Origin of the sequence: Actinophytocola sp. (assembly GCF_049647105.1) — a bacterium.
In the GTDB taxonomy this organism is placed as follows: domain Bacteria; phylum Actinomycetota; class Actinomycetes; order Mycobacteriales; family Pseudonocardiaceae; genus Actinophytocola.
Map to the genome: position 1 here is coordinate 20,260 of NZ_JBARWZ010000221.1, position 7,217 is coordinate 27,476.

Annotated in this window: 5 protein-coding genes; all 5 read left to right on the forward strand. The window is 67.8% G+C overall.

Translation table 11 applies throughout. From position 1 onward, the window contains the following. The first annotated feature begins 380 nt into the window (after positions 1-380). The 5 genes from WBA97_RS26320 to WBA97_RS26340 all read left to right on the forward strand — a co-directional run bounded on the left by WBA97_RS26320 (position 381) and on the right by WBA97_RS26340 (position 7,178). Positions 381-1,682 carry an ABC transporter substrate-binding protein gene (locus tag WBA97_RS26320; RefSeq protein WP_424233606.1) on the forward strand — a complete coding sequence of 434 codons (1,302 nt, stop codon included), beginning with the start codon at positions 381-383 and terminating at the stop codon, positions 1,680-1,682. A 78-nt stretch (positions 1,683-1,760) separates the two neighbouring features. Further along, positions 1,761-2,768: a carbohydrate ABC transporter permease gene (locus tag WBA97_RS26325; RefSeq protein WP_424233607.1), complete on the forward strand. Its 1,008-nt coding sequence runs from the start codon at positions 1,761-1,763 to the stop codon at positions 2,766-2,768. After that, on the forward strand, positions 2,765-3,604 hold the full coding sequence (locus WBA97_RS26330; protein ID WP_424233608.1) for a carbohydrate ABC transporter permease: 840 nt from the start codon (positions 2,765-2,767) through the stop codon (positions 3,602-3,604). The genes WBA97_RS26325 and WBA97_RS26330 overlap by 4 nt, the downstream gene beginning before the upstream one ends. 2 nt (positions 3,605-3,606) lie before the next feature. After that, positions 3,607-6,180, forward strand: a complete 2,574-nt coding sequence (locus WBA97_RS26335; RefSeq protein WP_424233609.1) for a hypothetical protein — start codon at positions 3,607-3,609, stop codon at positions 6,178-6,180. Positions 6,181-6,425: 245 nt separating this feature from the next. Beyond that, the gene (locus WBA97_RS26340; RefSeq protein WP_424233610.1) at positions 6,426-7,178 is read left to right on the forward strand and encodes an NPP1 family protein; all 753 of its coding nucleotides are present in this window, start codon (positions 6,426-6,428) and stop codon (positions 7,176-7,178) included. Positions 7,179-7,217: the final 39 nt, after the last annotated feature.

Below are 7,217 nucleotides of genomic sequence, written 5' to 3' on the forward strand. Positions count from 1 at the left end.
GTCGGGAACTCCTGGAACCCGCCACCGGACTGGGCTGTCATCGCCGTCCGATCTCCCGTTCTCTCCATAACAATTCCGGGGTTGACACTCGCGCGGGGGCTGGTCCACGCTTGGCCGCCGTTAACCGATCAAGTTGGCGAGCAGTGTGCCAGCCGTAGCTGGTCACAGTCAGGTCCGGTCCGAAATGGACCAACGCAGAGGAGTCGAGGATGACTCGGGACACGAGCCGCGTGGACGGCTTGGCCGAACACGCCCGTGCCGCCGTGCCCTCGTCGAGTCCGCTCATCACCTTCGGGTATACCGTGTTCCGCCCTGTTCCCACATGGCCCTAGGTCCAGGTGCGGTTCTGGTTTCCATTTTGATCGACAGGAGAGAACAACATGAGTGGTAAAGCAAGGGTGCGCGGTGCCGCCTTGCTTGCCGTCGCGGCGGTCGCGCTGGCCGGTTGTGGCGATAGCGGTTCCGACGGTGGCGGCGGGACCGAGTCCGGTGCCCTCGAGGGTCGCGGTCCGGTCAAGTTCGCGACCGGCAAGGACACGTCGGGCAACATGCAGAAGCTGGTCGACGAGTGGAACTCGAAGCACGCCGACGAGAAGGTCGAGATCGTCGAGCTTCCCGAGGCCGCTGACGAGCAGCGCAACCAGATGATCCAGAACGCGCAGGCGAAGTCCAAGGAATTCACGATCCTCAACCTGGACGTGGTGTGGACTGCCGAGTTCGCCGCGAACCGGTGGGTCATGGAGCTCCCCGAGGACCAGTTCGACCTCGAGAACTTCCTTGAGCCGGCCGTGAACACCGCGAAGTACCGCGACAAGCTGTACGCGGCTCCGGTGTACTCCGACGGCGGCATGCTCTACTACCGCAAGGACCTGCTCGAGGGTGCAGGCGTGATGGCACCGCCGAAGACGTGGGCCGAGCTGAAGGACGCCTGCGCCAAGGTGAAGGCGACCCCGGCAGGCGCGACCGTCGGCTGCTACGCGGGCCAGTTCGACAAGTACGAGGGCCTCACGGTGAACTTCTCCGAGGCCGTGCAGTCCGCGGGCGGTTCCATCCTCGACGAGTCCGGCAAGCCGACCGTCGACTCCCAGGAAGCCAAGGACGGCCTGAACTTCCTGGTGGACGGCGTGAAGTCCAAGGAGATCCCGGACGCCGCGATCACCTACAAGGAGGAGGACGGCCGCCGCGCGTTCCAGGACGGTCAGCTGCTCTTCCACCGCCAGTGGCCGTACCAGTACGCGCAGGCCAACGCGACCGACGGCTCGTCCAAGGTGGCAGGCAAGTTCGACGTCGCGCCGCTGCCCGGCAAGGACGGCCCCGGTGTGTCCACTCTCGGTGGTCACAACTTCGCGATCTCGGCCTTCGCCGACAACAAGGCGACCGCGCTGGACTTCATCAAGTTCTTCACCAGTGAGGACGCCGAGAAGTCCAACCTGCTCGCCACGTCGCAGGCGCCGTCCAGGGCGAGCCTGTACGACGACGCCGACATGCTGAAGCAGTTCCCGTACCTGTCCACGTTGAAGGAGTCCATCCTCAACGCGGTGCCGCGGCCGCAGGCCGTCAAGTACGGCGATGTCACGGCGGCCATGCAGGAGGCCGCGTACAGCGCGATGACCGGTGAGGCCAGCACCGACGACGCGCTGGCCGAACTGCAGACGAAGCTCGAGTCGCTGACGGCGGAGTAGCTCCGAGAACGCCGGCCGGGCAGGCCCCATCAGGACTTGCCCGGCCGGCTTCCCGTTTTCTCGTACTGGAGTTCTGACATGACAGCGACCACGTCGCCACCGCAGGCCGCGGCAGGCGACCCCAAGAAGCAACCATCCACCGCGAAGTCCGACCCGCAGAAGCACGGCCGGCTCGCGCTCCTCCTGCTGACCCCCACCTTCCTCGTGCTGGCGCTCGTGATCGGCTACCCGCTGATCGCGGCGATCCGCGAGTCGCTGTACCAGAAGGCGGAGGGGGTCGACGCCGACGGCTTCGTGATCGAGGGCAACCAGTTCGTCGGCATCGACAACTACACCGCCATCTTCACCGGCGACTCGGCCGAGCGGTTCTGGAACGCCTTCTTCAACACCACGTTCTTCACCGTCACCACGCTGATCCTCGAGATCGTCATCGGTGTCTCCATGGCGCTCGTGATGCACCACGCGCTGCGTGGCAAGGGCCTCGTGCGGGCCAGCATCCTGGTGCCGTGGGCGATCCCGACCGCGGTGTCCGCGATCATGTGGCAGTTCATCTTCACCGCCGACGGTGTGGCCAACGAGGTCCTGAGCTCGCAGATCCTGTGGACCGTCGAGGGTTTCCAGGCCAAGATCGCGGTGATCATCGCGGACGTGTGGAAGACCGCGCCGTTCGTCGGCCTGCTCGTGCTCGCGGGCCTGCAGATCATCCCGAACGACGTCTACGAGGCGGCCAGGGTCGACGGCGCGTCGGCGTGGAAGCAGTTCTGGCGGATCACGCTGCCGCTGGTCAAGCCCGCGCTGCTGGTCGCGATCCTGTTCCGCGGCCTCGACGCACTGCGCATGTTCGACCTGCCCTACGTGATGATCGGGCAACGAAAACAGTCCGTGGAGACGTTGTCGATGCTCGCGCAGGAAGAGGCGTCGCAGCTGAGAATCGGGCCCGCCGCGGCGTACGCGGTGGTGCTGTTCGTCTACGTGTCCCTGGTCGCCTACGCGTTCGTCAAGCTGCTTGGCGCCGACGTCATCGGTGAGGCACGGGTACGTGCCAAGGAGACCAAGCAGCGCAAGGCGAAGGCGGTGACGGCATGAGTGACACGAAGGCCCCTGGCGGGCGTCGACTGCTGTTCAACATCGGCATCGCGGTCATCGTCATCTACTGTCTGGTGCCGTTCTACTGGATGGTGGTCTCGGCGTTCCGGCGAACGAGCGACATCGGTGACAACTCGCCGCTGCCCAGCCCGTTCTCGCTGGAGAACTTCGAGGCCGTGTTCTCGCCCGCCGTCGGTTTCTGGCGGTCGCTTGGCAACAGCCTGGTCGTCGCGGGCACCACCACGATCGTCACGCTGGTCGTCGGCACGTTCGCGGCGTACACCATCGCGCGGCTGGACTTCCGCTTCAAGAACATCGCCGCCGGGATCATCATCGCGACGTCGATGTTCCCCGGTGTCTCGCTGATCGTGCCGCTGCTGAAGCTGTTCACCGAGATCGGCTGGATCAACACCTACCAGTCGATGATCCTGCCCAGCCTCTCGTTCGCGCTGCCGCTCGCGGTGTGGACGCTCGCCACGTTCTTCCGGCAGATGCCGAAGGAACTGGAGGAGGCGGCCATGGTGGACGGGCTGACTCGCGGCCAGGCGTTCCGCAAGGTGATCCTGCCGCTGGCCGCGCCGGGCATGTTCACCACCGCGATCATCACGTTCATCGCGGCGTGGAACGAGTTCATCATCGCACTGTCCATGGTGAACCAGAAGGAGATGAAGACCGCGACGGTCGCCATCTCCCAGTTCACCGGTGCTTACGGATACGACAGTCCGTTCGGGACCAAGATGGCCGCTGGTGTGATCGTGACGGTGCCACTCGTCATCGTGGTGCTGATCTTCCAGCGGCGGATCATCGCGGGCCTGACAGCCGGAGGAGTGAAGTAACAGTGAGGAAACAGCCGGTCTTACTCGGCTCCGTGTTGGCACTCGTCGCAACCGCGCTGGCGGTACCGGCCAGCGCGGAGGACAGATCGGACACGGCTCTGGCAGGTGGCGCCCTTTCTGGCGGGCACCTGACGGAGCTGTCCGAGACGGTGAGACTGGCCGACCGGCGGGCGCTCGTGACGAGCGACCGCGTCATCGCGATGGGCGACGCGAACGGGTTGTACCCCGCGAGCGGCTGGCACATCCGCGGTGAGATGGGTGGCGTGTGGACGCCGCCGGTGAAGCTGCTCGACGGCATCTGGTTCGCCGTCGACGGCTCCTGGCTCGGGGCGGACACCCCGGCCGCCGAGTACACGACCGGATGGGGCTACCACCGGTTCGAGTACCGGCCGGCCGGGGTGTCCGTCGACCGGGTCGACTTCGCACCCGACGGGGTGCGGGGCAACGTGATCGGCCTGACGCTGCGCAGCGACTCGGCGCGGACGGTCGACCTCGCGATGGACGCGCACTCCGAGCTGATGCCCGCCTACCCGTGGGGCTGGACCACGCCGGGTGCCTCGGCCGCGAACCTGCCCGACACCGGCGCCTACGCCGAGGGCACGCTGCGCTTCCGCGAGGAAGGCGCCGGGCACGACTACGCGGCGGTGGTGGGTTCCTCCGCGCGGCCGGTGAGCCACGAGCTGGGACCGGACCACCGCGGCCCGCAGGACCCGGCCGTGGTCTGCCCGGCGGACGGCACCGCGCCGCCACGCTGTGACGACTCGGCGTTCGGCAAGGGCACCGGCGGGCGGCTGAACTACGAGGTGCCGCTGCGGCCGGGCAAGGCCACCACCGTGTGGTTCACGGTCGCGGGTTCCGACAAGGGCCAGGACGCGGCGCGTGCCGAGTACACGCGGGCCGCGAAGAACCCGGTCGGCGCGCTGCGGTCCAAGGTGGACGCTCGCAGGTCGCTGGCAGGCAACACGGTCGTCGACCTGCCGGGTGACCGGCTGCTTCAGCAGAGCATCGAGTGGAGCAAGCAGAACCTGGCCGACTCGGTGCAGGAGTCGCACGATCTCGCGTTGCGGGACACCGACGAGGGCACCGCGTACCCCGACCCGGCAGGCACGCTGGAGCAGGCACGCTGGTACGGCGCGGGGTTCCCGGACTACCCGTGGCTCTTCGGCACCGACGGCGAGTACACCGCGTTCGCGGCGGTCGCGGCCGGGCAGTTCGAGCCGATCAAGGCACACCTGAGGGCGTTGCGCGACATCAGCGAGGTGATCAACGAGGGCAGCGGCAAGCTGGTCCACGAGGTCGTCTCCACCGGTGACGTGTACTTCGGCGCGAACGACGACGCGGGCAACACCGACGAGACCGTGAAGTTCCCGAGCGCGGTCGCGCTGGTGTGGCGGTGGACGGGCGACAACGCCTTCCGTGACGACCTGTACGACTTCACCGTCCGCAACCTGCGCTACGTCGACGCGACCCTGGACGCCGACGGCGACGGCTGGCTCGAGGGCCTCGGCAACGTCGAACGCGATGGCATGGGCGTTGAGAAGCTCGACAGCACCGCCTACTACGTCCGCGGCCTGCTCGACCTCGCCGACATGGCCACCGCCAAGGGCGACACGGCGACGGCGACCTGGGCCACGGGCCGTGCTTCCGCGCTGCGGGAGCAGTTCGAGGCGGTCTGGTGGGCGGGCGGCGACACAGGCGGCTACTCCGAGTCGATCGACGACCCGGACGACCCCGCGAACGACAACCGCCCGGTGTTCCAGCGGCACTGGACCGGCGTGACCCCGATGGAGATCGAGCTGCCGGGCGGCACCCCGCTCGCGTCGCAGGAGCATGGCCCGGTCGCGTTGGCACAGCGGGAAAAGCCGTGCTACACGGGTGAGTTCGGGCTCTACCACACGGGTTCCGGCCCGACCTCCGCGCCGGAGGGCAACCCCGGCCCGTCGTGCGACAGCGTCGTGTCGACGGTCAAGAGCGAGCGGTCGACCTACTCGCTCAACACCGCGGTGATGGCGGTGGCCGAGGGCAACTTCGGCAGGCTGGCGCAGCAGTCGGTGTACACGGCCGGCAACGCGCGCATCCAGCTCGACCCGAGCGTGTGGGAGACCCCGGGCGCCATGCCCGAGGTGGCCCCGTCCCCGGACTTCGTGGCGAACATCGACCGGCCGTTCTACGACCGGTCCATGTCGCTGCAGGCGTGGGGCACGTACGGGACGCTGTGGCCGGTCGTGCACCAGTGGCTCGGGGTCTCGCCGTCGCTGGGCACCGGCGCACTGTCGGTGGTGCCGCAGCTGCCGTCCGAGCAGAAGTCGGTGTCGGGCAAGCACATCCGGGTGGGCGAGCGTGGCTCCGTCGATGTGTCGACGTCGTTGAAGGGTGACCGCCTTACGACGACCGTGCGCCTCGACAAGGTGCGTGCCGACCTGACGGTGGGCGCGGTCCTGCCGTCCGGGAAGCAGCCCGCGAAGGTCACCTACAACGGGAAGCGGGTCGACTTCGAGGTCGTCCAGACCACCCGTGGCGCCGAGGTCCGCGCGGACGTGCGCGGCTCCGGCAGCCTGACGATCACACTGAAGTGAGCGGGATGCGCCGGGCCTCACCCCGAGGCCCGGCGCAGCTCCGTCAGCCATCGGGGTCGAACTCGTAGCGCACGACGTCGGACACCTTGTCCTGCCTCGTCGATGGCGCGGACCTTGAGGGTGCTTCAGCCATGGACGGAACGTGAACGGGTCGTCACATTCCCGACCTTTGGCGGTTGACCGGCACTGACGGCGCCGACTTACGTTGAACGCGTCATCCCGCGATCAACGGAGAGGGCCCTGCGATGCGTGGAAGAAGAACCGTTTTCGTTGCCGTGACCGCCACCCTGCTCACCGTCATGATCCCCGGCATCGCCTGGGCGGACCCGCCGCGCGCGCTGCCGGCGAGCCACGCCGAGGCGGACGGGAAGTGGCAGCCCGCCTTCGACTACGACGGCGACGGCTGCTATCCGACCCCGGCCATCGGCCCCGACGGCACCATCGCGCCCGGGCTGAACAACTCCGGCGCGCTCAACGGCAACTGCCACGACCAGTCCGATCTGGACAACACGAACTCCTACTCCCGCAGCAAGTGCAACAACGGCTGGTGCGCCTACCTGTACGACCTGTACTTCGAGAAGGACCAGGCCGTGCCCGGCTGGGACTGCTGCGGCCACCGGCACGACCTCGAACACGTCGTGGTGTGGGTGCAGAACGACCAGGCGCAGTACGTGTCCGTGTCCGCGCACGGGAACTACTCGACCTTCCCGCGTGACCAGGTCGGCTGGGAGGGCACGCACGCGAAGGTCGTCTACCACAAGGACGGCGCGTCCACGCACTGCTTCCGGCTCGCGAGCATGACCGAGCAGCCCGAGAACCACTACGGCACCTGGCAGTACCCGGACCTCGTCGGCTGGGACCACTTCCCGGCGGGAATCCGGGACCGGCTCGTGTCCGCCGACTACGGCAGCGCGAGCCTCGCCATCAAGGACAGCGCCTTCGCGAGCAACCTCGCGAAGGCCAAGCCGGGCGGCATCCCCTTCGACCCCAACGCGTAGGAACACGGCGGCCGCTCGAGGTAGCCCCCTGGCCTACCT

Coding starts and splice junctions, on each gene's coding strand:
- WBA97_RS26320 (WP_424233606.1), top strand. CDS start 381: ATGAGTGGTAAAGCAAGGGTGCGCGGTGCCGCCTTGCTTGCCGTCGCG.
- WBA97_RS26325 (WP_424233607.1), top strand. CDS start 1,761: ATGACAGCGACCACGTCGCCACCGCAGGCCGCGGCAGGCGACCCCAAG.
- WBA97_RS26330 (WP_424233608.1), top strand. CDS start 2,765: ATGAGTGACACGAAGGCCCCTGGCGGGCGTCGACTGCTGTTCAACATC.
- WBA97_RS26340 (WP_424233610.1), top strand. CDS start 6,426: ATGCGTGGAAGAAGAACCGTTTTCGTTGCCGTGACCGCCACCCTGCTC.